The sequence below is a fragment of the Anabaena sp. AL93 genome (genome assembly GCF_001672085.1).
In the GTDB taxonomy this organism is placed as follows: domain Bacteria; phylum Cyanobacteriota; class Cyanobacteriia; order Cyanobacteriales; family Nostocaceae; genus Dolichospermum; species Dolichospermum heterosporum.
On record NZ_LJOU01000016.1, the window covers coordinates 24,705 to 51,445 of the forward strand.

The window sequence follows — 26,741 nt, forward strand, 5'->3', positions numbered from 1 at the left end:
CCGATTTCTTTAAGAAATCGGGGATCTGAGTATTCAAATATATTACTCTTTGGATACAGTTAATATCAAAATCTTTTGTTAATGTATAAACAAATACGATTATATTCTGATAATTGTCGGTTGGTTTCAGCGACAGCAACCCAACCAAGGTTTAAAATGTTGGGTTTCCCGGCATTAACCCAAACTACGGAATTATTATGCACAAATTATTAACTGGAGCTTTGAGTACAGAAAAATTGACAGTAAAAATCCCCAACTTACCTCTATCACTAGCAGGATTAAAGCTGGTACAAATGTCAGATTTTCACTATGATAATGGTCTATTATCAGAAAAAATGTTAACAGAAGCAATTGCCGTTAGTAATGCCGCAAAACCAGATTTAGTTATTTTAACTGGCGACTACGTTAACACAATCGCTAAACCAATTCACCAACTAGCATCACGACTAAAAAATCTAGAAAGTCGCTATGGTGTCTATGCTATCCTTGGCAATCATGATATTTATTATCCTAGTTCAAAATTAGAAATTACAAATGCTTTAACAAATGTGGGGATTAATGTACTTTGGAATCAAATTGCTTACCCCTTGGGAGAAAAATTACCTTTAGTGGGATTAGCGGATTTTTATTCACGAGAATTTAATCCAGAAGCAATTATGAATCAACTCGATTCGACTACACCTCGGATTGTCTTATCTCATCACCCAGATACAGCCGAAATCCTGAAAAAATGGCGAGTAGATTTACAATTATCTGGTCATAGTCATGGTGGACAAATCGTAATTCCTGGTCTGGGACCCGCCATGATTTACTATGCAAAAATAGTCAAAAAAATCCCCAAAAAAATTCTTCGTAAATTACCATTTTTACGGAAAACCCATTCTATATTACGCCACTGGCAATGGTCACAGGGTTTACATCAAGTGGGAAATAATCAATTATATGTAAATCGAGGCTTAGGAACTTATTTCCCCGGACGGTTATTTTGTCCACCAGAGGTTACTATTATTACCTTAGAAGTCTCCCCGTAAATATAGAATATTTAACCGCAGATAAACGCAGATAAACGCAGATGAAGACGGATGAATAATTTCTTCCTTTGCTTCTTTGCCCCTACCCTGTGGGATCTCTCAGCGAGATTGCGCGAAACAAAAACAGGCGTTGGTGAATGAAAGTATGAGTTAGTCTCACGCAAAGGCGCCAAGGCGCAAAGGCGCAAAGATTAAGAGTTTCAGAAAGGGAATTTTTGATTTTCATACCTCAATTCAGCAATACCCAAAAACAATATAGTAGAATAGAAAATTAGCATCAAATTGTGATTTCTTATGTCTGCTACGCCGTTTGTATCTCAGCTAGATTCTCCTAACTCCACTAAATCTGAACTTCTTCCCCCTCTCCTTGGTGCTTCCGTGACGGAGTTAACTGCTTGGGTACAGCAGCAGGGACAACCCGGTTATCGGGGTAAGCAATTGCATGATTGGATCTATAATAAGAGTGTGCGATCGCTCGCTGATATTTCTGTATTTCCGAAAAATTGGCGTTTGGAAGTTGCAGATATTCCCATAGGTCGTTCTTCTCTACATTACCGTTCTGTTGCCCCCGATGATACCGTCAAATATCTCCTCAAATTAGCTGACGGGGAAATTGTGGAAACAGTGGGTATTCCCAGCGATAAACGGTTAACAGTCTGCGTTTCTACTCAAGTCGGCTGTCCAATGGCTTGTGATTTCTGTGCGACTGGGAAAGGTGGCTATAAGCGTAATCTTACCCGTGCGGAAATTGTTGATCAAGTCCTGACTGTCCAAGAAGATTTTCAAGAACGGGTGAGTAATGTGGTATTCATGGGCATGGGTGAACCATTGTTGAATACGGAAAATGTGATTTCAGCGATTAAATCTATTAATCAAGATATGGGAATTGGGGCGCGATCGCTTACACTATCTACTGTAGGCATCCGCGATCGCATTTTGCAAGTCGCTGCACACCAACTGCAAATTACCCTCGCTGTCAGCCTCCACGCACCCAACCAAGCATTACGGGAACAACTCATTCCCAGTGCTAAACCCTACCCCATAGAAGACTTACTTGCAGAATGTCGAGAATACGTAGAAATAACTGGACGCAGAGTTACCTTTGAATACATACTTCTCGCTGGAGTCAACGACTTACCCGAACACGCCTTAGAACTATCAAAACGTCTGCGAGGATTTCAAAGTCACGTTAACTTAATCCCCTACAATCCCATAGAAGAAGTAGATTACAAAAGACCAACCCGCGACCGAATCGAAGCCTTTGTCAACGTTCTTCAACAACAAAATACCGCCGTCAGTGTCCGTTATTCTCGCGGTTTAGAAGCCGATGCTGCTTGTGGACAATTAAGAACAACAAAAAGGTAATTTGTCAATAAAATTGTCAATTATTTCCTAGCATAAATTCCTGGTGCATAAGCCTCAATCACCTTACCCGTGCGAGTGCAAGTGATCATCAAATAATCGCAACTAGGACATTGTGTTCTGGTAACTTGACTATCAGCAATATAGTGACGTTCAGCCGCACTACCGCAATTTGGGCAATGAATCTTTTGTGATGCTTGCATTTTAAAACCCCTGAAATTAATAACTTTTGAGAAAAAGCGAAAAAACTGTTTAATTATTGTGAATGTAAAAAAGTTGATATCTTTGGTCATTATCTTAAACTTGATAGTTTTTATCATCATGCCTCAGATATATAAATTTACTTTAGATCTAACTTTTCTTAGATTAGCCGTGATCCCTATGGTGTAATCCTTGAGACAGTCCTGTTTATTTTTTGGGAAAAAATAGGTTATTTTTCCATTCAAGCGTTACTAGATAGGAAAAACTGTAATCAAAGTCACAAAATCAATAGTTTTATATTTAATTAATATTTGCATAAACAAGACACCCCTCCCACAGTCATACAATTATTGTGAGCTAAGTTTCTAGCCCGTCCATTTAGTATTTATAGTGACATACTAGGAAAATAGGCGTTGCTGAACTCAGGTATGAAATTCCCAAATTAAACCTTTAAAACTCTGAACTTTGCGTCTTTGCGCCTTTGCGTGAGACTAAAATTCATACCCTTAATCAGCAACACCGGAAAATATATTAAGTAGGTGGGCGGAGGAAAATCAAAATATATAAATCGCTCAATTTTCCAGACTTGATATTACTTCTAACTTCTTCTAAATCCTCCTGATAGCGCAGCGTGGCGTTAGCCATACTCCTGAATGGGCGCAGGCCCTGCGCCCCTACCTCCTGATAGCGTTTACGTAGTGTGCCGAAGGCATAGCCGTTAGCCATACTTCTAGCCCTCACAGATAACTTTTATGGCTTACGCCACGCTACGCTATCAGCAAACCTTAACGGAACACCAAAAAATAAATTACCCAATTTTGTGGGATGGGCATCCTGCCCGTCCTTGATGATTAGCCGGCTTTTCGTCCCGCACCACAAGAAATTTTTGGGTATTTTTTTAATTGGAAGTCCCTTATTGTGTTCACCTACTTAGTCCGTTTCAACGGACTTGAGCTATGAGACAGGGAATTTATTCCCTGGCGGTTGTGGAAGGCAACAGATAAGCCGTTTTCAGTATAATTGTATCCACCTGCTTAACCATGAATAAAAAAGTAAGTAGTCATCCCAAAAGCCACCACTATCACAAATTTCCTCACCAAATTAGGTTCTAGTCTGCGGGCAAAATGAGCGCATAAATAACCACCCAGAGAACCACCAACCGCCATTATAATAACTTGATGCCAAGCAATCAAATTAGCGAACATAAAGGGAATAATAGCCACACCATTAATGCAACTACCTAATAAAGTTTTAAAAGCATTAATAGAGTGAATATTTTTAATCCCTAAAAAGGTTAAAGTTGCCAACATTAAAATGCCTACACCCGCACCAAAAAAACCACCATATATAGAGATTGCTAATTGAGAAATTAGGAGAATCAATAAAGGTGGCGGTGCAGAAATATCATTTTTACTCTGAAGTTGCAGCCAGTTTTTTAGAGATTCACTGAATGTAAATATTAATGTTGCTGATAGTAATAAATAGGGCAGCATCTTTTTAAACACATCCGGTGATGTATATAACAAAGCCACTGAACCAATCACACCACCAACTAAACTTGTGCCGGCTAGTAATAATAATTGTCTTTTTTCAATATTCAAGTCTTGACGATATGCCCTTGCACTAGCGATCGCTGCTATCCACAAAGCAGTATTATTTGTAGCATTAGCGGTAATTGGTGCGACACCCGTAAATATTAGGGTAGGAAATGTAATGAAACTACCACCACCCGCGACAGCATTGAGTCCACCGGCAATGAACGCGGTGCTGAACAGAAGTAAGCTATGGATTAAAGTTAAATCTTGCGGCATTTTCTGTAATTAATAAACCTAGTTATACCGTTAAATACCTTTCTAAATGTAATATCAAAAATAAAATCAAATAATGTTGTTTTTTGCCTCAACCCAAGGGATAAAAATAAGCTGTGCTGGATTTAATTTGGATTATTTTGTATACTTTTTGCGGGCATATTGCCCGCAATACATATTTTTACTGATGAGATTCTAACCAGTTGAATAAATCCTCAATAGCTGTAAAATCTAGCAATGCTTCACCGAGGGATTCTAACTGATTTAAAGAAAGAGTTTGAATTTTTTTCCTAATTTCTTCCGGTAAATTTCCTACCCGTTTTTGTAGTAGTCGAACCACAAGATTTTGCTCACCTTCCTGTTTACCTTCTGCTATTCCTCTCTCGTAGCCAATGCGCTCACCTGTAGTAATATAAGTCATAGTTCGCTCCTGTTCAAATTGTTTAAAATCTTGCCAAAACTCTGCTTCTAATGCCTTTGGTAAAATCATAACCCAGTCTATAAAACGGTAAAGGTTACGAATATCCTTTTCTTGCAATCCTTGTTCATACAATCGGCGAATTAAGCTAAATTTCCAGGTTTTGCGTTCTTGTGGTTTTTTACGGGTTTGTTGTGTTCTTAAATGTGCCATTACCACCGTTGCAAAAGGATTATCACTGGCTTCTAATTCTGTCCAACGGTTTTGGTAATCTAGCAATTTGACTGTACCAAATTCAAAGTTTAACCTGGTATCAGGATAATTATAATTGTATTGGTTTGGTCGCCATTTGGGATCTGCATCACATAAAATAGCAAGACTAATGGCAGGTTTGCCAAAACGGTCAAAAATTCGTAGGTTGTAAGAGAACATCCTTTCAGGAAAGAGTTCTTCAGATTTTGCCTGAATTTCTATATGTATCAACAGCCAAATTTCTCCTCCTTGGTGTTGCCACACTTTGACTAATTTATCCGCATATCTTCTTCCTTGTTCAGCGTTGCGAGCTATTTGTTGAAATTCTTTATCTAGAAATTCGTGGGGTATTTCCCAGTTAATTAATGCGGCTGTTTGCGGGAAGAAAAATTGCATTGCTTGGGGAAAGTATGCTTCTAATATTTCTTTCCAGGGACTGTCTTGGTCGGCTCTTTTGCGTTCTTTGGTCATGTGTTATTTAGTAATAATGGTTTTACCGCTTTCCTTGTGATCAAACATCCTGATTAGGTATCCATAACCATTGCTGTATATGGTTTTGATTCAAATTAATCTGCGATCGCAAAGCGCGACCTAGTAGTTCGTCAAATTTATTTTGACGGGTAATGATCGGAAAAAACTTCTGTTCTTCCCTCCCCTGCTTGCCTTCACCTGTCATTTTCGGGTTAACAGACTACTAGTAATCGCCTATTTTTGAGAAAATTAAACCCTAAAATCCAATCAGAGCCATAGTTTAAGCCATATTTTACCGAAAATATCATCAAGGGAGGGGTAGAACCAATTTTTGGTTCTTCGGTTATTTTTATGGAAAACCTGGTTCAAAATCATTGAAAGCCTTATTGTGTAGGCATTTCATTGAAAATATGGAAACAATTGTTTATAACCCTTGTCCCGTAAGGGTTTTGTTATCATCAATCCTCAATCACCATAAAAGAGACGCAAGAGCCCAATTTTTTTAATCCAAAATCTAAAATCTAAAATTCCTGGTCAAAAGTCAAAACGAAGAGGGTATAGGTTTTTGGGATGTTGTACCCCCCGTAATATTTTATATTAAGGAATAGGCACAGATCGTAATAACCGTTCAACTATAGTTTTCGCATTGCGTCCCCCTTTAGGAATCAGACGATGACAAAGAACGTGCGGTGCGAGAAACTTAACATCATCAGGAAGAGCATATTCCCTACCTAAAATAAAAGCCAAAGCTTGAGCGGCTTTTTGTAAAGCCACAGTACCACGAGGACTAACACCAAGAGTGATTTCTTCATCCTGTCTAGTAGTCCGCACCAATTCTAAAATGTATTGTTGCAAAGATGCTTCTACCTTGACTTGGGAACAAGCTTGGCGTAATGCTTGGACTTCTTCTAAAGTAATACAAGGCTGTAAATCAGCAACCTTTAAACCAGCTTGCAGATTTTGCAGCATTTGCATTTCTTCAGATTCCGAAGGATAACCCAAACTTAAAGACAGCATAAATCTGTCCATTTGCGCTTCTGGGAGGGGAAACGTCCCTTGGTACTCAATGGGGTTTTGGGTAGCAATTACAAAGAATGGCTGAGGAACTAGACGGGAAACACCATCAACTGTGACTTGATGTTCTTCCATTACTTCCAGTAAAGCTGACTGGGTACGGGGTGTAGCGCGGTTAATTTCATCCGCTAGGAGGACGTTAGCAAATACAGGACCTTGTAGAAATGTAAATTCCCCAGTTTTAGGATTCCAAATATTTGTGCCGGTGATATCTGTAGGGAGTAAGTCAGGGGTACATTGTAACCGTTGAAATTTACCATCTACAGAACGAGCTAGAGATTTGGCTAAAAGGGTTTTACCGACACCAGGGACATCTTCTAATAAAGCATGACCACCACCCAGTACAGCTACTATCACTAAGCGTATAGCTTCATGTTTACCAACGATGGTATGAGCCAAATTTTGTGTTAAAGCGTCAATTTTTTCTCTCATGTAGTACCTGGGGGAAATGTAGAAGGTTTACTTCTGAGTTTGGACTAAAAACTTGTTTAATAGTTTAGCCTTTCCTACAGTATTCCCCCGTAACAATTCTAATCCAGCATGAGAATTAAAAATTTCTTAAGTTGCTAAACCACCGACGCAAGGAGAAAAAATCAGAAAACAGCTTTTTGGAAATGGGTTTACTTTTAAATATATTATTTATTTACAAATTTTATTCTTTATTTGAAAAAGATCAGTTTGATAGTCTTCTAAAAATTCGGTCATCAATCCTCCCCAAGTTGCGCTAAATTTTGGATAAAATTCAGGAGTACAAACATAAGCTTCTTTATTTAAACCTGCGTAGTTTTTTGATAATTTATAATTAAACCAACTAATAGTAGCTTTTAATTGGTCAGTAGCACCTTTAGTGTTACTTCTTATAGCTCTTTCTTGTTCACTTATTGCATCCAATTTAAACTCTACAAAACAAAAATCATTTTCATCAAACAACACAAAATCGCAACGTTGAGCAACCTTTCTTAAAAGTCCTTTTTTTCCATCAATAGGGATAAAGCCAACCATTTTCGCATTACTTGTATTAAATAATTTAGTGCTATCAAAATCGGTTATAACAGTCTCATTACCATTGAAATTAATAGTAAATGTATTATCATCAAACTGAATATTGATAATAATAAAAGATTGTCGTCCGTAGTCTTTCAAATCTATCACTGAGAACTCTGATCTCATTTCAATTTCCAGAACATCGGAAAATTTATCAAAAGCATTTGCTAGAAGTTCTTTAATATCCTCAAATTTACTCATTTTCTTTTGAAAGTTTTAGCGTGAATACTGTACAAAGCTTGAAAATCACCACCCAAAATTTCGGAAACCGTATCTAAATAATTTTGTTGAATAGTACCTTTTTCTTGATTAAAAATAGGTTCGCAGTAATTAGTATCTTCACCAACAGATTGATTTCCCAAAGAATAAGCAGAAAAATCTTTAGCACTTAACCAGGAATCTTGGGGAATTATTTGTGCTACTTCTGATTCTGTTGACGGATTTTTTTCAACTACTCTATTTGCGAAGAGTAAATTATTAAAAACTGTGAGAACATAGGGACTATGGGTTGTTATAATTAGTTGGTTATCATCATTTTGATTTATCATTAAAGCTAATAACTCAATCAATTGCTTTTGAGCAATAGGGAATAAATGAGCTTCTGGCTCTTCCAAGATTCTTAATACTTTTGTATTATCAAGAATATTTAGAAAGATATCTTGTAAAATTCTTATAGATTCTTGTTGTCCTGATGAAGTATTAGAAAGCTTAACATATTCTTCTGTTTCCCTGTTAAATACTATTTTCTCTCCCCAATTATCAATTCTGTATTCACCTTTGAGTATTTCATCTATTCGTTTTTTAATATCATATAATTTTTGTTTGAGATTTTCATCATCTTCATAACTTTCAATTACCCCTTCAAAATTACCATTGCCAATTTTTTTAAATTTACCTTTAATTATATCAACTTTTTCCATAAATTTTAGCATTAATGTTTCATCTATTGTTTGTTGCTTACCTGCAAATTTCTTCTTGCTATTTTTCTCTAAAAGACTGCTAACATCTGCAAACAATAATTTTTCAAATAAGTCAGAATAACTTACTGTTGCATTCCTACCAGCGATTACAAATAATGAATCTTCATGATACATTTGAAATGATTCATTCAATAGTTTAGAAAGCCTTTGAGCGTATTTAATTTTATTTTGCTCATAAGTCAATTGTTCATAAATATCATTTGTATTTAAACTCTGCTGAAAAAGTTTTTTAATTGCAGTTGCGGAAGTTCTAAAATTCTCATTTAATAAATTATCACTAAATCGAGAATCTAGTCTTTTCTTATCATTAAGACTTAATTTTAGATATTTGTCATTCTCTACACTATAATAAAATTTTATTTCAAAATTAGGTAAGTGCAATGTAGAACCAAAAAAATCATAAAACTTTTCTCTTATTGGAAATATAAGATCAGAAGTAATATCAAAATAATCCTTCTGCGTATCCTGATATATTTGGCTAAATAAATCATCCCTTAGTGATTTAAAAAAATAAATCAATTTAGCAATAGTGCTTTTACCACTAGCTTGTTCACCAATCAAAACTAATATTTTCTTGACTTCAATTTCTGCATATTGAATCGGACCGAAATTTTCGATGATTATTTTTTGCATAGGTAAATGTGATTTTTTTATGATTAGACAATAATAGAAATACTTTTTGGGAAGTTATACCTCCCATGATATTTCATATTACAGAAGTAGTGTTTCCTGTGTAGATGCGCTTCTTACCTTTCTCATTACAGCAATTTTAATTTACTTGTACCACACTCTTGTTTTTATATTACTTTCTTCCTTTGCAACTTTGCGCCTTTGCGCCTTTGCGTGAGACTTTAAAATGTGGTTTATTTACCTAAAAATCGCTGTAATGTTGAGATTACCATTGAAAATTCCCCCAATATTAACAACTAAAAATTTCTTTAGCTGTTGTACAATCAAGTTGAATTTGGTTTTTCAGCGCTTCTAAGGAAGGAAATTTCTGTTCGGGACGCAAAAATTTGACTAGTTGTACTAGCAAATTTTTTCCATACAAATCACCAGACCAATTTAATAAATGTACTTCTACACAGGTATCTATACCATTAACTGTGGGACGGTTGCCAATATTCATAACTCCAAAATGCTGAGTGGGAGATTTGTCTGGAGTTTCGTGGATAATCGCCTCAATAGCGTAAACACCATGACGGGGTAAAAATTTGTCTTTTGGTAGTTGAATGTTGGCGGTAGGAAAACCGATAGTTCTCCCTAATTTTTGACCTGTTACTACTTCACCTATGAGAGTGTAAGGTCTTCCCAAAAGCCGATTTGCTTTGGGAATATCACCTACTTCCAAACTTTCTCGGATTAATGAGGTACTGATGCGAGCATCATCTGTTGCTGGCAAAATATCTGTATCAGTTTTTATAGGAACTATTGTTACGGGTATGTTGTATTTCGCCGCGATCGCTTGCAAGTCTTGAGCAGTACCCATCCGTTTTTTGCCGAAACAAAAGTCTTGTCCCACGCTAATTTGTTGACATTGCAGTTGTTGAACTAGGATTTTATCAACAAATTCTTCGGGAGAAAGGGCAGATAGTTCTCTATCAAAGGGTAATAATACCAATTGTTCTACTCCAAGCGATCGCAATTGTGCAACTTTTTCATCTAGTGGTGTTAACAAATCACGGGGAAGTCCAGTAAAAAACTCTTGGGGATGGGGATCAAATGTAACAACTGTTGAGTAGGGGCGGACTGGATTCTCCTCACCCCATGCTGACTGCAATACTGGCTGAATCACTCTTTGATGACCAAGATGAACACCATCAAATTTGCCAAGAGCAACAGCAGTTGGTGTCAGCAGTTCTTCTGTCGAAGAAGCAACCCGTACAGAACACCCATTTTGAGACAAATTTAACACTTGGATTTTGGGATTTTAGGTTTATTTTCGCTATCAGCGTTTAGCTACTGTTGAACCTTTGGTTCAGCCATTTATAACGATGTTGACGCTCTCGCGCTGTTAGATATCTAATCACCAATCTAATCTAAAATCGAGAAGTCCGTTGATTAAATTGGTTTTTGGTTAGGTATACCAACCCCACGGGGAAAACTAATTGGTGTGCTGGATACTTTTCGCAAATAAAGACAATGACGAATACTATTACTCAAGGGAGTGGAAAATTCCTCAATTAATTCAATGACTCCACCTAATTGCTCAACAGCAGCCTCTAAACTTTCATTTTCTGCTTGAGTCCAAGTACCGCGATAAATTACCGCCAAACCGCCTTTTCTCACCAAAGGTAAGGAATATTCCGCACAAGCAGAAACATTACTCACAGCCCGGATTACAGCCAGATCATACTGTTGTCGGTGTTGAATTTGTTGACCAATTTCTTCCACTCTACTCAGTAAAGTTTTGGTATTACTTAGAGTAAGTGCTGATAAAACTGTCTCGATAAAGGTAATTTTCTTACCCGTAGAATCTAAAAGTGTAACTTGAGAATTAGGAAAAATCAGGGAAATGGGGATACCAGGAAAACCCGCACCCGTACCAATATCAATTATCCGCTTACCCTTTTCAATCCCAGGAATAAATACTTGTTTAGGTGCAATTCCCCGTAAAGAATCCCAAAGATGTTTTTCCCAAAATTCATCAGGTTCAGTAATGCGAGTTAAATTCAGTTGACGATTTCCAGCAATAATTAATTGATAAAGTTGTTGAAATTGATTTTTTTGCAAAACTGTTGGTTGCCAGTTCAGAGTTTTTTGCCATATTTCCGCCATTTCTGGCAAATTAGCTATTGGTAAGGATTCTAAATTCATTGGTTAAAATTAATTTTTTTAAGTTATTTTGGCGTTACTGATTAAGGGTATGAATTCATCCCTCCTTATCTGTGTTCATCTGCGTTCATCTGCGTTCAATTACTCTTAAAATTAATTTAGTCTCAAGCAGATTTTACCTCTTCTCCCTGACTCCTGACTCCTGATTTTAAAACCCCATGATCTAATGTCCAACAATAATCAGCTATTGGTAACATATCACCTGCATCATGTGTTACAACTAACAGTGTCCAATCTTTTTTCAGTTTGGCTAGTAGATTTATCAGTTGGCGACGCATTGACCAATCTAAACCCGCTGTAGGCTCATCTAATAATAATAAATTTGGTTGGCGAATCAATTGTACCGCTAAAGCCAAACGTCGCTGTTGTCCACCGCTTAAAGCATGAGGTGATGCAGATAAGGATAAATGATCTAATCCGACTTCTGTTAATGCTTGTTTAACCTGTTCTGTTCCCAGTTCAGGATGTCCTAAGCGTAATTCTTCTAAAATTGTCCCCCCGCAGAAATGGCGTTCTGGAAATTGAAATACTAAACCTGCTAATTGTTGTAATTGTTCAGCTATGAGTCCCTGTTCTCGCCAAAAAACCCCACCAGCAGTAGGGTCAGCCAATCCAGATAAAATTTCTAATAAGGTGCTTTTACCCGAACCGCTAGGACCAATAATTAAACCTAGTTTCTGGGGTGGTAATTCTAAATTTATAGCTTGGAGAATGGCTTTTGGGCAGGCTGTGGGATGATAAGTTAGATTTCTAAGATAGAGCATTTGTGTAAATTACCAAGTTATACTCAAAACGGCTTGATTGTTTGATTCTAAACCCCTACACATCTGGGTTCTTTGTCATTTGGCAAAAATTTAAATCTCACCCGTGTTTAGTATATGAAAATTTTTGGCGGAAATAGACTAATTTATAATTCACTATTTTGGCATTTTAGGTAATAGATACAACAATTTCAACCGTAATTATTCAGAAAGGCTATTATGTTTAAACAGGTTTTAATTCCTCAATTAAGGATATTTTGGCGATCGCCTACTTTATTAAGTGTGACTGTGACTACTTCCATCCTTTGGAATATGTTGGTAAATCCCTCCTTTGCGGGTGATCCCTTTCGGGGTCGAGAATCGCGTAAAATTGGCGATCGCACAGAAGCCGCTTTTCATGCTATTTTTCAACAAGGAAATTATCCCACAGCCAAAGATGCTTTACAAAAAGCCGCCTCTAGCGAACCCAATGAACCTCTAATTTACGCCATTCAGGCTTCTTTAGCATATCAAAATCAAGATAGTGCTAGTTTAGAAAAATACAGCAGCAAAACTCTAGAAACTGGACAAAATCTGATCGCCAGTGATCCATTGCGTGGTAACTTATATACTGCGGTTGGTCATTTTTTGACAGGGGCGGTAATTTTGAATCGAGAAGGAACTGTAAATGGTGTCCCCCAAGCTTTAAGTCGGTTGCGGAAAGTCTATACCTATCTTGACAGAGCCGAAGAGATTTCTGCCAATGATCCAGAGTTAAACTTGATTCGCGGCTATATGGATTTAATGTTAGCTGTGAATTTACCTTTTACTAGTCCAGATCAAGTAATTGAAAGATTGGAAAAAAATGCTGCTCCTAATTATTTAGTAAATAGAGGTATTGCTTTAGCTTATCGAGATTTGAAACAATACTCCCAAGCTTTAGATTATGTCAACCGCGCCTTAAAAACAACTGCTGACAACCCAGAAATTTACTATCTTAAAGCCCAAATTCTCCATGAAAAGGGGAAAGCGGAAAAAAGCCAGAATTTAATTAAGGAAGCAATAACTTATTTTGACAAAGCATTAGCCAAAAAATCCCAACTTCCTGCTAATTTAGTCAAACAAATTGAACATGAACGCAATCAGGCTTTTAGTAGTCAGTAGTCAGTAGTCAGTTGTTATAAAATTCTGATTCTACCAATTACCCATTACCCATTACAAAAATGCAAATTCAATTCCGCGAGTTTAATCCTTTTGATGTTTGGATTTGGTTTAAGTTCAGCAATGTTCCCTCCCAAAGGGAAAAACAATATGTAGAAGAAGTATTCAATTCCTGGTTTTATCTAGGTAAATTAGGGGGATTTAATGCTGAAAATTTGCAAATCCAAGACACAGGACTTGATATCAGCTATATGGACTATGATACCAAAGGCTATGATAAAAGTTTAATGGCTTTGATGCACAACATGGGTGAATTTGAATACGAAGGAGAATGGGGTCGTTGTTGGTTTGATTTAGGTACAAGTGATGCGATCGCCTTAGATATTCTTATCAACGCCCTCACTCAACTCACTGAAGAATACGTCACTATTGAAGAACTATACATTGGTGGCGAAAATCCAGATTGGCCTACAGAAGATAGTGAAAGTCGTCCCTCTTCCATTTACGATAATTAATTGTATTTATGAATAAAGAAGGTCAAATTCGGGTGATTGTTTTAGCACTCATCCGAGATGGTAATAGAATATTTGTTTCTGAAGGATTCGATTCGACAAAACAATCAACATTCTATCGGGCTTTAGGTGGTGGCGTAGAATTTGGCGAAACTAGCCGCATAGCCTTAGCTAGAGAATTTCAAGAAGAAATTCAAGCCGAATTAACAAATATTCGCTATTTAACTTGTATTGAAAACTTATTTACCTTTGACGGTAGACAAGGACATGAAATCATTCAACTCTATGAATGTGACTTTGCTGATTCCAAGTTTTATCAAATCGAAAGTTTAACTTTTGCAGAAACACCAGAACGTCAACATCGCGCATTGTGGGTAGATATTTCTCGGTTTAAATCTGGTGAATTAAGATTAGTTCCTGAAGTCTTTTTTGATTATTTGTAAACTTAGATCCCCGACTTCTTTTTTATCTTGTCACTAAATAATAAATTAAGTTGAGAAGTCGGGGATCTTAATCACTCAAGATTGCTATATTAAAACTAAAGGTAAATATAGGAAGTTAATTATGACTTTACAATTAGCAAAACCACACCTTAACATTTTTCGTCTCAATGTTTCTCAATACCATCAAATGAGCGAAGTCGGGATTTTTTCAGAAAATGATAAAGTAGAACTAATTAATGGAGAAATTATAGAAATGTCACCAATTGGTAGAAGACACACAGCTTGTGTAAATCGTTTAAATTCAGTTTTTTCGCAATTACTGGGTAAAAAAGTCATAATTGCTGTACAAAATCCGATTATCCTCAATAACTTATCTGAACCTGAACCAGATATCGCATTACTACAACCCCGTGCAGATTTTTATGAATCTGGACACCCCTCAACCCCAGGATATATTTCTCTTAATTGAAGTTGCAGATAGCAGAATATGATAGAGACGTAAAAATTCCTCTCTATGCTAGTAGTGGTATTACTGAAGTTTGGTTAGTTGATATTTATGAACAAGCGATTATTGTTTATCGCTACCCTAGCGAAAATGGTTATAGCGACATTCAAAAACTCAGTCGAGGAGAAAAAATGTCAATTCAAGCATTCCCCGAAATTAACTTAGTTGTAGATGATATTTTAGGATCAATAGTTTCATAGCCAACCTCTAAATAACATCCAATTCATATCTTCAGATATTAGTTATTGTTATTGAGATTGCAGAAATATTAATCAAAGCAATAATGTTTTCTTACGTCCCTGGTAACTTCCCATGTACAAGACATCCCAGCGGGAAAAGTTACTAAGTCTCCCTTACCCATTTGTACCGCTTGTCCTCCATCAGGAGTGACAATAGCATTACCTGCTAAAAAGTAGCAAGTTTCTTGATCATCGTAAGTCCAGGAAAATTTAGATATTTCCTTTTCCCAAATTGGCCAGTTGAATACATCTAACTCATTAAGATGTGCAAGATTTGGTTGATGTACGACTTTAATTTCCATGAGTTGTATTTAACAATAAGATTGGATGTCTTCTCCACACTTATCTACTAAATAACATAATGCGCGAAAACGCAAGCCGACAAACTGCTCATACAGTGGGTTGAGTTTGCACATAGGCGGAATGTGAGCAATTTTCCGACCAAAAACCACGATATCACGCGCAAAGGGACATTGGGCAGGAATTAATTTAGCAATTAATCTAGCAACTTGAGGATTATCAATTTCAATTTCGTCGAACCATTGACGAATTTTTTGCAATAAATCAAACTTATTTTTAACTGAATGGGTTTCTTTGATAGGGTTCACAAAACTAGAGAGAATCATTGGTTGACTATTTGTTTTTAGCATGATGGTAAGTCCTATGTAGATGAGATTGATAAAATTTTGCCAATGTGGCAATTTGCACAACAAATTATCTGGGAAATTTTCACTGAACTTAAAGAACGGTAAAGTAGTTGAACTAATTTTTATTTAAACTGGCTTTGTGTTGAAGAACTGTTCAGTTGAATACAAAATAACAAAGAAAATATAAAAATGGTATAGCCTTAGCTTATGGATTCCTGATATTGAATATAGTAATTTTATATATAAAATCCCCATGAATGGTTGGGAAACGGCACAGTAATTCCAGGGATAATTGCTAGAAACACTGATGTATCTAGCTTTCTCCTCTAGCTGGACTGCATAATCATTAGGAGATGATGACATTAATTTTAGGTGATAGCAGATTCAGAAAAAAGTCGTGGAGGTTACTTTCTCGCAGGGAACAGGGAATAAGAAATTTTCTTCTTCTGACTCCTGACTCGGTGACTGGGCGCAGGCCCTGCGCCCCTACATCTGACAGCGCCCCTACCGCTGACAGTTTTCTAGAATATAACTACACAATTCGCAAAAACCATCTCCTTCCGCTGCTGTAGTTATATATGTAGGTTGATGTTGTAACTGATTTTCATAGCCGCGTATATTTGCCACACCTACGGAAATAGGAAAATAACGCTGGTTAAACAAACTTTCATCATTAGGACTGTCACCAACAGTGATCACCTGTTCGGGGAAGTAGGTGGGAAAATATTGACGTAGAACTTTTAATAAACCGACAGCTTTATTTTGTCCTGGGGGTTGAATATGACACTGAACGTTGCTGTAAGTAAATCCCCAACCCATCTGTTGACAAAGATTACCTATTTTTTGTAGTTCCTCGGTTGTCAGTGAGGTAAGATCGAAAGTCCAGTCTGTGACTCGAAATAAATTATCAGCGGATTCTTGAATTTGTGGAAAATAAGTTTGTAAGTTAACAAAAGTTTTGGCTAAATCTTGACGATGGTTAACTAGGTCAGGAATATGGGTGAGTGTGACTGGATCAGAATTATCTGATGGATAAAATAAACCACCATTTTCGGCTATCGCACCGGCTATGGGCATTAAACTACTGATAGCGCTTACCCATCCAGCAGACCGTCCAGTAACAATCAAGACCGGAATTTTAGCTGTGGATAGCCTCTCCAAAGTATTTAGTAATTGAGATGTAAATTTGCCATTTTTAGTGATTGTTCCATCCATATCTGTTGCCAGTAGGTAAATATGATATGAATGCGTAGATATATCAGACAACTGCTGTATATTAATAAGATGCTTATCCAAGTCCCTAATAGGTTTGTACATATGATATTACCAAGAAAATGTAAAAAATATTTATACCACAGCAACCTACTAAGTAAGATTTGGGTATTATAAATATCAGTAGTTAATAATTTCAGGTTGTAAATTATGGTTAGTACGATTTTTCTGGCTCAATCTTCTGGATCTAAGACAACAAAGACAAATAAAGTCTCACCTGTTATCCACGAGTCTCAGAGTTTACCTCTACCATTGCTACTATTTGCGGGTGGAGGAATGGTTTTAGTGCTGGTTGCTGTGATTGCCTATGGCAGAATCCTCCTGCAAAGGGGTGATAAAAAACTTAAATTTGAACAATTCCGCACGCGAGAATTAGAGAAAAAGTTGAAGTTGGCTTTGGAAACTATTCGCAAAATGGAGACTAATCCAGATTTAGTTCACTCACGAGAATTTAACCTAGATTATCTGCGGATGCGAATGTCAGAGGAGGTATTCCATTTTGCTCTAGTTAATCAAATTAAAATCAAAGTTAAAGATAAGATTTCTCTATCACTGCGTCCTAGCCAAGCTAACCAAGGATCTGTAGGGATTTCTAGTAGCACAGGTAGGCAGGTAGATGAAACGTTTGATGTCGAGTATGAAACTGGTGTAGCGCCCAACATTGTCAAGCGGGTGCTGTTTCGAGCGCAAATTCGGTTAGTGAAGTTACCAACTCAAGCTACTTCTTCTACCATTACTCAAATTATTAATTGTATAGAGACATACCTTAGCCCCAGGGAAGATGACGATACTTGGCAACCTACTATTCAAGGTCGGATTGTTTATATACACTGGGATCAAAAGGCTAAACCGACTCCGTTGCTGGTACTAGAACAGTCAAATGAGGGGGTAAATGTGACATTTAGAACTAGCCGTCAAACTCCTCCGACGAAACAATAGTAGTTAGTAGATTTATCTGATGCAGTTACGATTCAGAAATAATCACCACTTTAAATTACTAACAAATATCGGAAAATTCAAAACAGAGACAGACTTTTGGTTAGCAAAATATAAGGCGTATTTAAGAAGACGGATCACCCAAATTATGAGTTATGCTTAGAAGGAATATTTTGAGCATCACGAGTAAGAAGACCATCTTCCATTTCCACAATGCGATCGGCAATATCTAAGATCCGGTTGTCGTGAGTTACTAATAAGATGGCAGTTCCCTGTTCTTTGGCTAGACGCTGCATGATTTCTACTACATCACGTCCTGATTGTTTGTCTAATGCGGCTGTTGGTTCATCGGCTAAGACTAGGGGAGGATGATTGACTAAGGCGCGAGCGATCGCTATTCTTTGTTTTTGTCCACCAGATAAATTATCTGGATAGTAGTTAACCCGTTCTTGCAAACCTACAGATGCCAGCATTTCCTCTGACTGAGAAATAGCCGTTGATTGGGAAATACTATTATTTAATTCCACAGCCATTTGCACATTTTGCCGAGCCGTTAAAAAACCCAATAAATTATGAGCTTGGAAAATATAACCAATCTTACGTCTCATGTGTACCAGTTTGTTTTGACTAGCACCACACAATTCATCACCTAAAAATTTTAAACTTCCCTCTTGTACCGACCTTAACCCACCAATCAAACTTAATAAAGTCGTTTTCCCTGAACCAGATGGTCCAGTCATAATCACAATTTCTCCGGCATATATTTCCAAACTAATATCAAATAGAATCTGTTTTCTCAGCGATCCTTTACCGTAGTAGTGATTGATATTTTTAATAGATATTACAGGTTCTTTGTTGATCATAATAGGGGAGTGTAGGAGTCAGAAGTTGGGGAAGTTGGGGAAGTTGGGGAAGTTGGGGAAGTTGGGGAAGTTGGGGAAGTTGGGGAATATTTCTTCCCAATGACCAATGACCAATAACCAATCTAAAAAATATCGGCTGGATCGGCAGAGCTTAATTTCCGAATAGCAATCATCCCGGAAATAAAACACATTAAAATAGTTAACATGATTACCATAATGGCGCGATTATAACTCATAAATATAGGCAAAAGTGTAGCATCTCTAGCAACATTATAAAGAACAAGAGCGCAGCCAAATCCAGGTAAATAACCAACAACAGCTAATAAAAAAGCCTCTTGAAGAATCACAGTTAGTAAATAATTTTGAGTGTAGCCTATAGCTTTGAGCGTAGCATATTCAGATAAATGATCATTGACTTCTGTATACAAAATTTGATAAACAATTACAGTTCCTACAATAAAACCCATAATTGTTCCCAAGGTAAAAATAAAGCCAATAGCCGTACTACTTGCCCAATAATTTCTCTCAAATTCAATAAATTCTTCCTTAGTTAAAACATTAATATCTGTAGGTAGATAACTTCGCAATTCTTGAGCTACCACTATGGGATCAGCCCCAGGTTTTAACTTAATAATACCAATATCAATTAATCCCCGTTGACGGTTATTAAAAATTCGCAAAAAGTTAACATCACTGGTAATTAAATTTCCATCTGCACCAAAAGATGCCCCTAATGTAAATAATCCACCCACCTGAACTTTTCTTCTGCGTACTTCTGCTGTGACAACTTTTCCGGCATTAAAACTATCAGCGATCGGACCATACTCTACCCTAGAAGAACGGTCATATAAAACCACATCAGGCAGTTTAAGTTTATTTAAATTTTCCTCAACTCCGGGTAAATCAAAAAGATTAACTTCTGGATTCATGCCAAAAATTAAGATACTGCGAGGACGACCCGTAACAGGATTTCTCCAGCTTGTATAGTCTAAATATATAGGATGTACTGATTGAACTGTGGGCAAATCTAACGCCTTATATAAACGCCGTTGGGAAAAGGTTTTCATAGCCAAAACAGCATTAGATTGACTGTTAATTAAAACCACATCGCCAACTAGACTACTGTGCATTCTGACGTTACTGTAATAGAGTGCATCTCGGAAACCTAGCTGCATGAACATTAAAATATCAGCAAAGGCAATACCTGACAAAGCTACGGCTAGGCGAGTTTTTTCTCTTGTCAGTTGTAGCCAAGATAAAGGTATTTTTACTGCCATTTTCTAAATCTTTTGATCTGGATACTAATTAAGTAGTTGAACATGAATATTTGGCATAGAAATATGATGTTAATTCTCATTAATTTCTACGGTGACTTTAGCGTTAGTTAAACCAGAAACTTGCTTTGTAAATTCTGGAGATAGGGCAATTTTCACTTCTACAACTCTGGCATCAATGTCTGCGGCCGGATCATTATTTAAGACATCTTTTTTGCCAATTTTTCTACCAATTGATGTGATTCTGCCTTTTAATTGACCGTTAAATGCGCCGTTGTCACTAGAGATAGTAGCAGTTTGACCTAAACGGACTTTATTAATACTATCTTCAGGAACTTCTGCAACTACGAACATCTGATCTGTTTGTCCAATTTCCGCAATTCCATTTGCTCCCATGATTTCCCCTGATTTGGTGTGAATTTTTAATATTTCACCAGAACTAGGAGCTTTAACATAGCTTTGCTGAAGTTCTACTTGAGCTTTTCTCATTAAAGCAATGGCATTAGTAACTTGTGCTTGAGCAACTTGGACATTTAGCGGACTAACTACTAATATTCTGCTCAATCTTTCTCTTTCTTCGTCTATTTGTCTTTGTAAAGTGGAGACAGTTTTGTTACGGTTGGCTGTGGCTTCAATTAACTGCTGTTGTAAGGTCGCTAGGGTTTTAATTTGATTAGCTCTAGCTTCGGAAACTTGCTGTTGAATAGTATCTATTGCCCGTTTTAAACTAGCTTCACTTTCAATTAACTGTTGATTTGTAGTTAACGCACTTAAGCGACGGCGATCGCGCTCTTGCTGAGAAATAGCACCTTGTTTGTATAAAAATTCATAGCGCCCATAATCTACTTGAGCGTTTCTTTGTTCGGCTCTAATCCGCTCCATATTAGCTTTCAAGGAATTTCTTTGTCCCATTAGTTCCGCTTCCAAACGGTTGACTGTAGCTTGTTGGGCAACCTTCTCACCACTTAACTGGGCAGCAATTCGGCTAATTGTTGCCTGTTGAGCCTCTTTTTCCCCCGCTAATTGGGCTTGTAACCGAGAAATAATGAATCTTTGAGCTTGAGCATCTCTGGGTGGACCAGCACTAACTTGGGCTAAATTTGCACGGGATTCTTGCAATTTAGCTTTGGCTTCTTCTACTACTGCCATACTAGTGTCGCGGCTATCTAAAATTGCCACAACCTGTCCTTGCTGTACTCGTTGTCCTTCTCTGACTAAAAGTTGCTGTACTCGTGAACTCCCTGATAAACCTGCTGGAGCAGAAAGTTTAACTACTTCTCCTCTTGGTTCTAAGCGTCCTATGGCAGTAATACTATTAGGAACTGGGGCTACAGATACAGTAGAAGTCAGTTTTTTTAATTGTTCCATTCTCGCTGTAGCTAAGAACCCAGCAGCTATAGCTACTGGCAAAGCTACGGCAATACTCAACCAAATTTTTGGCTGCTCAAGTGCCTTTTCTGGGGATTTTGATTTTTCATTCACCCTTGACATGATATTTAACCTATTTATCTGAATTATGGTGATGAAACTAAAAAAGTAAATTAGCTGTAATTAAAATCCACAGCAAACTTTATGTAAGACTTACACCTTTTGGGGCTTTTGTTTTGGCAAGTTTATAATTATTGTTGGGTATGATTAACCTTGCATAAACTACACTCTGTGATTATTCAGGTGTATTATCTTGACATGAAAATTTCTGTCTCAAAGCAACCTGGGATACAATAATTGGTAGATTTAATAAATCATTAGTAGTTGAGATTTCACATCTTATTTTTTAGAAGATGTGGGAAACTTCAAAAGTTAAAGTTTACAAGAGAAAATAAAACTTTTGAGTAAATAGGTAAGAATTTTAACAATTAATAATTACTAATTATCAGCCGAAACCAGACAACTAGGAATTTTAGTGATTAACGTTATTTTTCCTCCCAGAAGTCTCAGTGGTGATAACTTCATCTAAATTCTACATTTATCAGTTGAGGGAAAACGTAACGCATTTTACAGATAAGGTAATAGCAATTGGGAGCATCTTAGGACATCATGGCGTAAATAGGTTATTTTTTCTCAAAAAGAACAATAAATGGGGATAGATGGGCGCATAAATGGGGATGACTGGGTGTATAAATGGGGATTGATGGGCGTATAAATGGGGATTGATGGGCGTATAAATGGGGATTGATGGGCGTATAAATGGGGATTGATGGTCGTATAGATGGGGATTACTGGGCGTATAAATGGGGATTGATGGGCGCAGGCCCTGCGCCCCTACTTTCTGACTTTTTTGGGATAGACTGTATTTTTTTTGGCGGGACTCACTAAAATCTAGCTTTTTTCACTATCAGGGAGAAATCCGCACCCTAAATTGGGTGAGCATCGCGCTAGGATGTAATACATTAACGGCATAATCTCAGATCATCAGTTGCTATGGAAAATTCCCCCATCAAGTCAGTTCAGGCTTCTTACTACGGCGATAGTTCCTACCGGACACCGCCACCAGATTTAGCTTCTCTACTTTTAAAAGAACGAATTGTCTATCTGGGAATGCCTTTAGTTTCAGCAGATGAATACAAACGGCAAATGGGCGTTGATGTAACCAAGCTAATTATTGCTCAGTTGCTTTATCTGAAATTTGACAATCCAGACAAGCCAATCTTCTTTTACATCAATTCAACGGGTACATCTTGGTATACAGGAGATGCGATCGGCTACGAAACGGAAGCTTTTGCTATCTGTGATACTATTAACTATATCAAAACACCCGTACATACAATTTGCATTGGTCAGGCATTGGGAACAGCAGCACTGATTCTATCTGCCGGAACTAAGGGTCAGCGAGCTAGTTTACCTCATGCCACTATTGTCCTGAATCAACCTCGCAGTGGTACTAGAGGTCAAGCAACAGATATTCAAATTTACGCCAAGGAAGTCTTAGCAAACAAAACGGCTATCTTGGATATTTTCTCTCAAAACACTGGACAGTCTCCTGAAAAGATTGCCAAGGACACTGAGCGGATGTTTTATTTGACTCCCCAACAAGCCAAGGAATACGGATTGATTGATCGCGTTCTCGAAAGCATGAAGGATCTGCCGAAACCTTTACCAATGATTGCTTAAGTTGGTTCTCATCATCTCTAATTTCTTCTAATTATCCCTATGGCTGTTGATTCATCACTAAAAGTTCCTTATAACATTCCTGGTGGTAACCAGTGGCAGTGGGTCAGTATTGATCAACGGATGGCGCAGGAGCGGATTCTCTTCTTGAATCGTCCACTGGATACGACTCTGGCTAATTCCCTGATATCTGCCATGCTGTATCTGGAGTCCGAGGATCAGAGTAAGCCAATCTATCTTTATATCAATTCTTTGGGTGATCCTGTGCTGGCTGGTATGGATGAAAGTTTGGGAATGATGTCAATTAGGGCTTGTTTGTCAGTTTATGACACAATCCAGTACATCAAGTCAGAAATTATTACTATCTGTTTGGGTCAAGCAGTGGGTATGGCAGCATTGATTCTATCATCTGGGGCGAAGGGAAAAAGATTCAGTCTACCTCATGCCAATATTGCTCTGACTCAGTCTAGTGTCGCTACTCAGGGTCAAGCAACAGATATTCAAGTGAATGCGGAAGAGGTGTTGCAGAAAGAAAAGATAATTTTTGATATTTTTTCCCAAAATACGGGACAGACAGCCGAAAAAATCTCGAAAGATAGTCAACGTATTTTCTATATGACTCCCCAGGAAGCGAAGGAATACGGAATAATTGATCGGGTGCTAGAAAGTACCAAGAATTTGCCAAGCTCTATTTGAGTTTGCTCTCTATTTTGGATTCTGGCTTCTCAACTTTGACGGAAATTCTCCAGTTCTATTTTCATAGTCTTCACTAAAATTGTCCTATGCCTATTGGTATTCCCAAAGTTCCTTATCGTCTCCCAGGTAGCACCTATGAACAATGGATCGATCTCGAAGATCGTCTATTTCGGGAGCGCATTATTTTTTTGACGGAGGAAGTAGATGATGGTATCGCTAATGCGATTGTCGCTTATTTGCTCTATTTAGATTCCGATGATCAAACTAAGCCAATTTATTTGTATATCAATTCTCCCGGTGGTTCGGTGACTGCGGGATTGGCGATTTACGATACTATGCAACACATTAAGTCTGAGGTGGTGACAATTTGTGTCGGTTTAGCTGCTTCTATGGGATCTTTTCTGTTGGCTGCGGGGACAAAGGGGAAGCGGATGGCTTTGCCTCACTCCCGAATTATGATTCATCAACCTTCAGGTGGAACTCGTGGCCAGGCAAGCGATATCGCCATTGAGGCTAGGGAGATTTTACGGCTTCGTCACCAGTTAAATCAAATTTATGTTGATAATACTGGTCAATCTTTAGAGAAAATCGAGAAAGACATGAATCGTGACTTTTTTATGTCTGCTCAAGAAGCTAAGGAATACGGTTTAATTGATCGTGTGATTGAAGAACGTATTTAAATAGGGGAAAATGATTCAAAATTCAAGCTGTAAGGTTCAAAAGTCTGAGTTTCTCGGTTTGAATTTTTAGTTTTGAATTTTGAATTGAAGTCAAATGAAGCAACATGGATCTTGAAGATTATTACCGGATATTGGGTTTAAGGTCGGGAGTTTCTTTTGCTGATGTTAAAGCGTCCTATCGCCGATTGGTTCAGCAGTATCATCCTGATATCAACCCAGATGATCTCAAAGCAAAAGATAAGTTTATTGCGGTAACTGAGGCTTATAAGTTTCTCCAAACGGTTTTACTGCCGGAGGAAATTAACCCAAGGACTAGTGCGACAGAAGTGCAAACTCAACCAGCAGCACCGAAAACAATGGTTACACCTCGTCCACAAAATTTGCAGGAGATTGAACAACGGTTAAAGTGGAAGACTTATGAGCAGTTACAGCGATTTTTACAGGAAAAACGGTTTCCCCAGGCGATCGCTCTAGCAGAGGCTTTAGTGGCGCGTTTACCGGGGGATGGGGAGGTGCGTCAATGGTTGGCGATCGCTTATCAAATCTGGGGAAGAGCTTTAATTACGCAAAAACAACTCCCAAAAGCCAGAATTTATCTGAAAAAAGCCTTGAAAACTGACCCGTACAATAAAACTTTATGGTCTGAAATTCAGCAAGATTTTCAACGTTTGGAATTGAAGCTTTAGTAATTGGTAATGGGTAATGGGTGATGGGTGATGGGTAATGGGTAATGGGTGATTGGTAAGAGTTTATTATTGATTCATTCTTTATTTTTGAATTGTTTATTTCTGTGCGTGGATGTAATCTACAAAGTAGAATTTAGGAATGAGCGAAAATTTCAACCAACTGTAAGCACCTAAACCTAAAAGTGCAGTAATTAGCAGTGGCAAACCTAGCTGTAACCGCCAATGATCTGGTAATACAGCTACCCCAGATATAACAATTACAAAATATGCTAAAAGTCCTATTTGCAACCTTTCTAGATTTTTAACTGCGCTTCGACAACTACTACAATGCTGGGTATGTTGTTTATATCTATCCAACATTTCCCCATGATTATCATTAATAGGTGTAGGTTCACTGACATTAATTCCTACTTCATGCCAAGGCAATTTACCCTGACAATATTTATCAAACCAATTGCGAAATTCAATTACCAACTTATCAGCATTTGTTGGTAATTTATAAGCCGTTTTCCAACTTTCATGTAATTGTTTCTTCTGTAATAAATACTCTTGCTGATTTAGTAGCATCATATCCCCATCTAATACTAGATTTCTTTCATGAATATGATTCCACCAACGAGGAATAAAGCGATGTAAGGTCTTAGCAAAATTGCGGGAAAATTGAGCAACTATTCTCGATTTACCAGGAGATACAGGAATAGCATAAACCAGTAAACCTAATTTTTTGCCAGTATTACCAAGCTCAATTGTATATTCTAATCTACAAGGTGGTTCAAATGTAATAGTTGTGGGGAAACCCCTTTCGATATTTACTTCAATTAAATTAATGGTTGATTTGACTATATTAAGAGGTATAGGTCTAGCTTTTTCTCTATTACCTTGAACTCCATGATGAGAAAAAGGAACATGACTAGGATCTGCTACATTTTCTATTAATGTTTGCCAATCGTATTCCAAATCTCGAACATAATTAGACCACACAAATCCTTTTTCTGCGTCTATTTGGGGTGATAAAGGTAAGGGTGTATTTTCAGCTATTGCTGCTGTTTTTTGATCTGTCCACACCCAAAGTAGTTCCTGTTGTTGACGAACTGGAAAGGAAATAACACAAAAATTTTCTTGATTTTTGGCAATAAGTTCTGGGTTTTCTGCTTGGGGAACGCGCTGACAAATGCCATTTTCATTAAATTCCCAACCGTGATAACTACACATTAAGTTACCTGTTTTAGTTTCTATTCTACCTTCGCTTAATGGTGCGAGACGGTGGGGACATTGATCTAAAAATACCCGATATGTTTCTGAGTTACTGGGTTTCCAAATCACCAAGCGCATTCCTAGTAAAGTGAGGGATGTTGGTCGCTGGGGATTAATATCTTCGATTGGTATGAGAGGATACCAATGCTGAAAAAAGTTGAATTCAGATTGCATATTGCTTCTAAGAGATAAAACAAGTAGACTACTGATATTATATTGTTATCCCAAAAATTTTAATTTATCGGACTA

Annotated in this window: 31 protein-coding genes; 12 read left to right on the plus strand and 19 right to left on the minus strand. The window is 37.4% G+C overall.

Features of this window, described 5'->3' with window-relative positions; all coding sequences use genetic code 11:
- The first annotated feature begins 197 nt into the window (after nucleotides 1-197).
- Both AN486_RS06030 and rlmN read left to right on the plus strand, forming a co-directional pair.
- Complete coding sequence (locus AN486_RS06030) at nucleotides 198-1,031, plus strand: metallophosphoesterase (RefSeq protein ID WP_290599620.1); 834 nt, start codon at nucleotides 198-200, stop codon at nucleotides 1,029-1,031.
- Nucleotides 1,032-1,325: 294 nt separating this feature from the next.
- Nucleotides 1,326-2,396: a 23S rRNA (adenine(2503)-C(2))-methyltransferase RlmN gene (gene rlmN / locus AN486_RS06035; RefSeq protein ID WP_290599622.1), complete on the plus strand. Its 1,071-nt coding sequence runs from the start codon at nucleotides 1,326-1,328 to the stop codon at nucleotides 2,394-2,396.
- Between the two features lie 20 nt (nucleotides 2,397-2,416).
- Here rlmN and AN486_RS06040 read toward each other — a convergent pair whose 3' ends face one another.
- The 11 genes from AN486_RS06040 to AN486_RS06090 all read right to left on the minus strand — a co-directional run bounded on the left by AN486_RS06040 (nucleotide 2,417) and on the right by AN486_RS06090 (nucleotide 12,240).
- Nucleotides 2,417-2,596 (minus strand): hypothetical protein, encoded by a 180-nt coding sequence (locus AN486_RS06040; RefSeq protein WP_053541249.1) that lies wholly within the window; start codon nucleotides 2,594-2,596, stop codon nucleotides 2,417-2,419.
- Nucleotides 2,597-3,125: 529 nt separating this feature from the next.
- Complete coding sequence (locus AN486_RS06045; protein ID WP_152608894.1) at nucleotides 3,126-3,320, minus strand: hypothetical protein; 195 nt, start codon at nucleotides 3,318-3,320, stop codon at nucleotides 3,126-3,128.
- Nucleotides 3,321-3,628: 308 nt separating this feature from the next.
- Nucleotides 3,629-4,405, minus strand: a complete 777-nt coding sequence (locus AN486_RS06050) for a sulfite exporter TauE/SafE family protein (protein WP_168636063.1) — start codon at nucleotides 4,403-4,405, stop codon at nucleotides 3,629-3,631.
- A gap of 178 nt (nucleotides 4,406-4,583) precedes the next feature.
- Complete coding sequence (locus AN486_RS06055; protein ID WP_053538967.1) at nucleotides 4,584-5,543, minus strand: DUF4351 domain-containing protein; 960 nt, start codon at nucleotides 5,541-5,543, stop codon at nucleotides 4,584-4,586.
- 40 nt (nucleotides 5,544-5,583) lie between these two features.
- Nucleotides 5,584-5,748, minus strand: coding sequence for a hypothetical protein (locus AN486_RS06060; protein ID WP_160289983.1), 165 nt, complete (start codon nucleotides 5,746-5,748; stop codon nucleotides 5,584-5,586).
- 392 nt (nucleotides 5,749-6,140) lie between these two features.
- Nucleotides 6,141-7,049, minus strand: a complete 909-nt coding sequence (locus tag AN486_RS06065) for a MoxR family ATPase (RefSeq protein ID WP_039201934.1) — start codon at nucleotides 7,047-7,049, stop codon at nucleotides 6,141-6,143.
- Nucleotides 7,050-7,256: 207 nt separating this feature from the next.
- Nucleotides 7,257-7,862: a hypothetical protein gene (locus AN486_RS06070; RefSeq protein ID WP_290599630.1), complete on the minus strand. Its 606-nt coding sequence runs from the start codon at nucleotides 7,860-7,862 to the stop codon at nucleotides 7,257-7,259.
- The gene (locus tag AN486_RS06075; RefSeq protein WP_168636066.1) at nucleotides 7,859-9,274 is read right to left on the minus strand and encodes an AAA family ATPase; all 1,416 of its coding nucleotides are present in this window, start codon (nucleotides 9,272-9,274) and stop codon (nucleotides 7,859-7,861) included. The genes AN486_RS06070 and AN486_RS06075 overlap by 4 nt, the downstream gene beginning before the upstream one ends.
- 286 nt (nucleotides 9,275-9,560) lie before the next feature.
- Entirely contained in the window at nucleotides 9,561-10,556 is a 996-nt protein-coding gene (locus tag AN486_RS06080) for a bifunctional riboflavin kinase/FAD synthetase (protein ID WP_168636067.1), read from the minus strand.
- Nucleotides 10,557-10,702: 146 nt separating this feature from the next.
- Nucleotides 10,703-11,437, minus strand: a complete 735-nt coding sequence (gene rsmG / locus AN486_RS06085; RefSeq protein ID WP_053541247.1) for a 16S rRNA (guanine(527)-N(7))-methyltransferase RsmG — start codon at nucleotides 11,435-11,437, stop codon at nucleotides 10,703-10,705.
- Nucleotides 11,438-11,580: 143 nt separating this feature from the next.
- A complete protein-coding gene (locus tag AN486_RS06090; RefSeq protein ID WP_053538965.1) occupies nucleotides 11,581-12,240 on the minus strand; it encodes an ABC transporter ATP-binding protein in 660 nt (219 codons plus the stop codon).
- A gap of 216 nt (nucleotides 12,241-12,456) precedes the next feature.
- Here AN486_RS06090 and AN486_RS06095 point away from each other — a divergent pair, with 216 nt between their 5' ends.
- The 5 genes from AN486_RS06095 (at nucleotide 12,457) to AN486_RS26630 (ending at nucleotide 15,037) form a co-directional block, all read left to right on the plus strand.
- Entirely contained in the window at nucleotides 12,457-13,380 is a 924-nt protein-coding gene (locus AN486_RS06095) for a Sll0314/Alr1548 family TPR repeat-containing protein (RefSeq protein ID WP_290599634.1), read from the plus strand.
- A 59-nt stretch (nucleotides 13,381-13,439) separates the two neighbouring features.
- Nucleotides 13,440-13,892, plus strand: a complete 453-nt coding sequence (locus tag AN486_RS06100; protein ID WP_039201939.1) for a DUF3531 family protein — start codon at nucleotides 13,440-13,442, stop codon at nucleotides 13,890-13,892.
- A gap of 8 nt (nucleotides 13,893-13,900) precedes the next feature.
- Nucleotides 13,901-14,332: an NUDIX domain-containing protein gene (locus AN486_RS06105; protein WP_053538962.1), complete on the plus strand. Its 432-nt coding sequence runs from the start codon at nucleotides 13,901-13,903 to the stop codon at nucleotides 14,330-14,332.
- A 121-nt stretch (nucleotides 14,333-14,453) separates the two neighbouring features.
- Nucleotides 14,454-14,801, plus strand: coding sequence for a Uma2 family endonuclease (locus AN486_RS26625; protein WP_335337443.1), 348 nt, complete (start codon nucleotides 14,454-14,456; stop codon nucleotides 14,799-14,801).
- Between the two features lie 2 nt (nucleotides 14,802-14,803).
- Nucleotides 14,804-15,037, plus strand: coding sequence for a Uma2 family endonuclease (locus tag AN486_RS26630; RefSeq protein WP_335337442.1), 234 nt, complete (start codon nucleotides 14,804-14,806; stop codon nucleotides 15,035-15,037).
- A gap of 68 nt (nucleotides 15,038-15,105) precedes the next feature.
- On the opposite strand, the gene AN486_RS06115 is transcribed toward AN486_RS26630, so the two are convergent.
- The 3 genes from AN486_RS06115 to AN486_RS06125 form a co-directional block, all read right to left on the minus strand.
- Nucleotides 15,106-15,378 carry a cupin domain-containing protein gene (locus AN486_RS06115; protein WP_053538961.1) on the minus strand — a complete coding sequence of 91 codons (273 nt, stop codon included), beginning with the start codon at nucleotides 15,376-15,378 and terminating at the stop codon, nucleotides 15,106-15,108.
- Between the two features lie 9 nt (nucleotides 15,379-15,387).
- Complete coding sequence (locus tag AN486_RS06120; RefSeq protein ID WP_053538960.1) at nucleotides 15,388-15,726, minus strand: Mo-dependent nitrogenase C-terminal domain-containing protein; 339 nt, start codon at nucleotides 15,724-15,726, stop codon at nucleotides 15,388-15,390.
- A 501-nt stretch (nucleotides 15,727-16,227) separates the two neighbouring features.
- Nucleotides 16,228-17,040, minus strand: a complete 813-nt coding sequence (locus AN486_RS06125; RefSeq protein WP_290599639.1) for an HAD family hydrolase — start codon at nucleotides 17,038-17,040, stop codon at nucleotides 16,228-16,230.
- Between the two features lie 105 nt (nucleotides 17,041-17,145).
- Between AN486_RS06125 and AN486_RS06130 the strand changes: the two genes are divergently transcribed.
- The gene (locus AN486_RS06130) at nucleotides 17,146-17,934 is read left to right on the plus strand and encodes a hypothetical protein (protein ID WP_152540406.1); all 789 of its coding nucleotides are present in this window, start codon (nucleotides 17,146-17,148) and stop codon (nucleotides 17,932-17,934) included.
- 143 nt (nucleotides 17,935-18,077) lie between these two features.
- On the opposite strand, the gene AN486_RS06135 is transcribed toward AN486_RS06130, so the two are convergent.
- The 4 genes from AN486_RS06135 to AN486_RS06150 form a co-directional block, all read right to left on the minus strand.
- Nucleotides 18,078-18,794 (minus strand): DevA family ABC transporter ATP-binding protein, encoded by a 717-nt coding sequence (locus AN486_RS06135; RefSeq protein WP_027400919.1) that lies wholly within the window; start codon nucleotides 18,792-18,794, stop codon nucleotides 18,078-18,080.
- Nucleotides 18,763-18,915, minus strand: coding sequence for a hypothetical protein (locus AN486_RS06140; protein WP_290599643.1), 153 nt, complete (start codon nucleotides 18,913-18,915; stop codon nucleotides 18,763-18,765). The genes AN486_RS06135 and AN486_RS06140 overlap by 32 nt, the downstream gene beginning before the upstream one ends.
- A gap of 1 nt (nucleotide 18,916) precedes the next feature.
- Entirely contained in the window at nucleotides 18,917-20,071 is a 1,155-nt protein-coding gene (gene devC / locus AN486_RS06145; protein WP_039203688.1) for an ABC transporter permease DevC, read from the minus strand.
- A gap of 69 nt (nucleotides 20,072-20,140) precedes the next feature.
- On the minus strand, nucleotides 20,141-21,559 hold the full coding sequence (locus AN486_RS06150; protein ID WP_290599646.1) for an HlyD family efflux transporter periplasmic adaptor subunit: 1,419 nt from the start codon (nucleotides 21,557-21,559) through the stop codon (nucleotides 20,141-20,143).
- Between the two features lie 930 nt (nucleotides 21,560-22,489).
- On the opposite strand from AN486_RS06150, the gene AN486_RS06155 reads away from it, so the two are divergent.
- The 4 genes from AN486_RS06155 (at nucleotide 22,490) to AN486_RS06170 (ending at nucleotide 25,238) form a co-directional block, all read left to right on the plus strand.
- Nucleotides 22,490-23,179 carry an ATP-dependent Clp protease proteolytic subunit gene (locus tag AN486_RS06155; RefSeq protein WP_039202028.1) on the plus strand — a complete coding sequence of 230 codons (690 nt, stop codon included), beginning with the start codon at nucleotides 22,490-22,492 and terminating at the stop codon, nucleotides 23,177-23,179.
- A 39-nt stretch (nucleotides 23,180-23,218) separates the two neighbouring features.
- Entirely contained in the window at nucleotides 23,219-23,872 is a 654-nt protein-coding gene (locus tag AN486_RS06160; RefSeq protein ID WP_168636071.1) for an ATP-dependent Clp protease proteolytic subunit, read from the plus strand.
- An 86-nt stretch (nucleotides 23,873-23,958) separates the two neighbouring features.
- Nucleotides 23,959-24,552 carry an ATP-dependent Clp protease proteolytic subunit gene (locus tag AN486_RS06165; protein ID WP_027400925.1) on the plus strand — a complete coding sequence of 198 codons (594 nt, stop codon included), beginning with the start codon at nucleotides 23,959-23,961 and terminating at the stop codon, nucleotides 24,550-24,552.
- 104 nt (nucleotides 24,553-24,656) lie between these two features.
- Entirely contained in the window at nucleotides 24,657-25,238 is a 582-nt protein-coding gene (locus AN486_RS06170; protein WP_053538956.1) for a DnaJ domain-containing protein, read from the plus strand.
- A 96-nt stretch (nucleotides 25,239-25,334) separates the two neighbouring features.
- On the opposite strand, the gene AN486_RS06175 is transcribed toward AN486_RS06170, so the two are convergent.
- A complete protein-coding gene (locus tag AN486_RS06175; protein WP_053538955.1) occupies nucleotides 25,335-26,666 on the minus strand; it encodes a Rieske 2Fe-2S domain-containing protein in 1,332 nt (443 codons plus the stop codon).
- Nucleotides 26,667-26,741: the final 75 nt, after the last annotated feature.

Coding starts and splice junctions, on each gene's coding strand:
- AN486_RS06030 (WP_290599620.1), top strand. CDS start 198: ATGCACAAATTATTAACTGGAGCTTTGAGTACAGAAAAATTGACAGTA.
- rlmN (WP_290599622.1), top strand. CDS start 1,326: ATGTCTGCTACGCCGTTTGTATCTCAGCTAGATTCTCCTAACTCCACT.
- AN486_RS06040 (WP_053541249.1), bottom strand. CDS start 2,596: ATGCAAGCATCACAAAAGATTCATTGCCCAAATTGCGGTAGTGCGGCT.
- AN486_RS06045 (WP_152608894.1), bottom strand. CDS start 3,320: ATGGCTAACGGCTATGCCTTCGGCACACTACGTAAACGCTATCAGGAG.
- AN486_RS06050 (WP_168636063.1), bottom strand. CDS start 4,405: ATGCCGCAAGATTTAACTTTAATCCATAGCTTACTTCTGTTCAGCACC.
- AN486_RS06055 (WP_053538967.1), bottom strand. CDS start 5,543: ATGACCAAAGAACGCAAAAGAGCCGACCAAGACAGTCCCTGGAAAGAA.
- AN486_RS06060 (WP_160289983.1), bottom strand. CDS start 5,748: ATGACAGGTGAAGGCAAGCAGGGGAGGGAAGAACAGAAGTTTTTTCCG.
- AN486_RS06065 (WP_039201934.1), bottom strand. CDS start 7,049: ATGAGAGAAAAAATTGACGCTTTAACACAAAATTTGGCTCATACCATC.
- AN486_RS06070 (WP_290599630.1), bottom strand. CDS start 7,862: ATGAGTAAATTTGAGGATATTAAAGAACTTCTAGCAAATGCTTTTGAT.
- AN486_RS06075 (WP_168636066.1), bottom strand. CDS start 9,274: ATGCAAAAAATAATCATCGAAAATTTCGGTCCGATTCAATATGCAGAA.
- AN486_RS06090 (WP_053538965.1), bottom strand. CDS start 12,240: ATGCTCTATCTTAGAAATCTAACTTATCATCCCACAGCCTGCCCAAAA.
- AN486_RS06095 (WP_290599634.1), top strand. CDS start 12,457: ATGTTTAAACAGGTTTTAATTCCTCAATTAAGGATATTTTGGCGATCG.
- AN486_RS06100 (WP_039201939.1), top strand. CDS start 13,440: ATGCAAATTCAATTCCGCGAGTTTAATCCTTTTGATGTTTGGATTTGG.
- AN486_RS06105 (WP_053538962.1), top strand. CDS start 13,901: ATGAATAAAGAAGGTCAAATTCGGGTGATTGTTTTAGCACTCATCCGA.
- AN486_RS26625 (WP_335337443.1), top strand. CDS start 14,454: ATGACTTTACAATTAGCAAAACCACACCTTAACATTTTTCGTCTCAAT.
- AN486_RS06115 (WP_053538961.1), bottom strand. CDS start 15,378: ATGGAAATTAAAGTCGTACATCAACCAAATCTTGCACATCTTAATGAG.
- AN486_RS06120 (WP_053538960.1), bottom strand. CDS start 15,726: ATGCTAAAAACAAATAGTCAACCAATGATTCTCTCTAGTTTTGTGAAC.
- AN486_RS06125 (WP_290599639.1), bottom strand. CDS start 17,040: ATGTACAAACCTATTAGGGACTTGGATAAGCATCTTATTAATATACAG.
- AN486_RS06130 (WP_152540406.1), top strand. CDS start 17,146: ATGGTTAGTACGATTTTTCTGGCTCAATCTTCTGGATCTAAGACAACA.
- AN486_RS06135 (WP_027400919.1), bottom strand. CDS start 18,794: ATGATCAACAAAGAACCTGTAATATCTATTAAAAATATCAATCACTAC.
- devC (WP_039203688.1), bottom strand. CDS start 20,071: ATGGCAGTAAAAATACCTTTATCTTGGCTACAACTGACAAGAGAAAAA.
- AN486_RS06150 (WP_290599646.1), bottom strand. CDS start 21,559: ATGTCAAGGGTGAATGAAAAATCAAAATCCCCAGAAAAGGCACTTGAG.
- AN486_RS06155 (WP_039202028.1), top strand. CDS start 22,490: ATGGAAAATTCCCCCATCAAGTCAGTTCAGGCTTCTTACTACGGCGAT.
- AN486_RS06160 (WP_168636071.1), top strand. CDS start 23,219: ATGGCTGTTGATTCATCACTAAAAGTTCCTTATAACATTCCTGGTGGT.
- AN486_RS06165 (WP_027400925.1), top strand. CDS start 23,959: ATGCCTATTGGTATTCCCAAAGTTCCTTATCGTCTCCCAGGTAGCACC.
- AN486_RS06170 (WP_053538956.1), top strand. CDS start 24,657: ATGGATCTTGAAGATTATTACCGGATATTGGGTTTAAGGTCGGGAGTT.
- AN486_RS06175 (WP_053538955.1), bottom strand. CDS start 26,666: ATGCAATCTGAATTCAACTTTTTTCAGCATTGGTATCCTCTCATACCA.